This window comes from Blastomonas sp., from assembly GCF_041747255.1.
In the GTDB taxonomy this organism is placed as follows: domain Bacteria; phylum Pseudomonadota; class Alphaproteobacteria; order Sphingomonadales; family Sphingomonadaceae; genus Blastomonas.
In genome coordinates this window covers 1-1956 of the sequence record NZ_JBGTFM010000199.1, presented here as the reverse complement: position 1 = coordinate 1956, position 1956 = coordinate 1, and the positions used below count along the sequence as shown (strand labels likewise).

1 protein-coding gene and 1 pseudogene are annotated in these 1956 nt (G+C 60.4%); one reads left to right on the top strand and one right to left on the bottom strand.

Annotated features, from left to right (window positions below):
* Positions 1-375: 375 nt before the first annotated feature.
* On the top strand, positions 376-1233 hold the full coding sequence (locus ACEW8G_RS07115) for an IS110 family transposase (protein WP_373487738.1): 858 nt from the start codon (positions 376-378) through the stop codon (positions 1231-1233).
* Between the two features lie 490 nt (positions 1234-1723).
* On the opposite strand, the pseudogene ACEW8G_RS07110 reads toward ACEW8G_RS07115, so the two are convergent.
* A pseudogene (locus tag ACEW8G_RS07110) lies at positions 1724-1956 on the bottom strand (IS110 family transposase); the annotation flags it as partial.

Sequence of the window (1956 nt, the reverse complement as noted above, 5' to 3'; positions counted from 1 at the left end):
TATCTTCAACGGCAGCCGCTGGCGCGAGACTATCGCGCCCGTGGTCGAGGAATTCATCGCCGCGCACGGCTGAGAAGCCTCGACGAGCCTGGTGTCAGCTTTCGACCCATGTGTGGACCTCGGGTAATCGCGGCACCGAGTTGGATTATCGATAGTGTTGCGATCTGGGCGCTTTTGCCCGGTGGTGAGCAACATTGGAGGATTCGATGCCGCATTCTGTAGGATTGGACGTTTCGCAAAAGACGACCGCGATATGCGTGGTTAATGCCGAAGGCAGGCGCATCTGGAGAGGCGATTGCCCGACGCATCCTGAGAAGATTTCTGTGCTAATTTCGAAGCACGCTGGATGCAAAGATTGGCGTTGAGACTGGCGCAATGACGCCTTGGCTCGTGCATGGCCTGCGAGCTTCAGGCCTACAGGTCGAGTGCCTTGATGCGCGCCGGGTGAAGTCAGCGCTGCAGATGCGATTGAACAAGGCGGACCATAACGACGCAGAAGGCTTGGCGCAGGTGGTGCGAACGGGCTGGTACCGGGCGGTGCACGTCAAGTCGCTCGAGGCTCATCAGGCGCGATCGCTCCTTGGCGCCAGAGCTCAACTGGTCGGCATGCGAACGCGGCTTTCCAATATGATACGTGGTGTTCTGAAGACCTTCGGCATCTTGCCCGGAAGTGCACGAGGTATGCGGTTCGATCGACGCGTTGAGGCATCCATAGCAGACACGCCTGAAGTAGCGGCGATAGTGCATCCGCTATTAGTCTCCTGGAGGCATATGCGGGAGCAGATCTCAGGCTTTGATGTCGCCATCCAACGCCGCGTAAAGGCAGATTCGACCTGTCGATTGCTGATGACCGTTCCTGGCATCGGGGCTCTGTCGGCTCTTGCATTCGTCAGCACGATTGAGGACCCGGGGCGGTTTTCGCGCTCTCGAGCTGTCGGTGCTCACCTCGGTCTGACGCCGCGGCGATACCAGTCGGGAGAGATCGATCGAAGCGGGCGCATCTCCGGCTGCGGCGATGCCTTGGCGCGAACGCTCATGTACGAGGCAGCGGTCGTGATCTTGTACCGGGTCAAGCGATCGCTGCACTTGAAGGATTGGGCGCTGGCGATCGCCGAGCGCTCCGGGCCAGGCAAAGCACGTATAGCACTCGCACGTAAGCTATCGGTGATCCTGCACAGCATCTGGCGATCGGGCGAACCGTTCCGCTGGGATCCCGAGGTTGCCGCGCAATAGTTTATCAGATCATCCGAATAAGCGGATGTACTTGTCGCCTCGGGCGAGGTGCGGGTGACTGCGCGATAGGGGCCATGGGCACGTCCTGTGACGTCAGCCCGTTGTGGACCTTGCAGCGCTCGCGCTTTTCCAACCGGACCAGATGTTGCGGCGGTATCTGCCGACCGCGAAGAGAACCATGACCCGGAAAGCGACGAAGAAGCTGTCTTGACAAAGGAGGCGCGATTAGAGAACGGCCCTCCGTTGGCAAGGGGCAAGATCGAGCTTTGCTGTGCTGGTTGGTGCGGGCATGTGTCCGGCCTGTTTATGCGGCTTTATCTGCCGCTGGCCATGATGCCATTCGCGCGAACCGGGTCCCGATCAATTGCTCGCACTCGAAGTGCCTGGGTCGTTCTGGGTTTTCCCGATCCGGCGGTTTCAACCGGCTTGGTGCATCAGCTCTTTTCCGCCCTTTCCAACCTCTCAGGCACGCTCGAGCGTGCCGTGTCCGTTACGCGGCCTGCGGCTCGCGGTAGCGCTCTCCGCTGACCATCATTGCCCAGATCATGCGCGCATTCTTGTTCGCCAGGGCAACCGCCGCGACCTTCGCCTTGCGCCGATTGAGGAGCTGGACCAGCCATGGTCGTTTGGTGCCGTTACGTTCGGCATAGCGGACCACCGCCATCGCGCCGACGATCAGCATCTGACGCAGATAGCCATGCCCGGCCTTGGTGATGCTGCCGA

Excerpts from the sequence above, each read along its gene's own strand:
- ACEW8G_RS07115 (WP_373487738.1), top strand. The coding sequence starts at position 376 with ATGACGCCTTGGCTCGTGCATGGCCTGCGAGCTTCAGGCCTACAGGTC.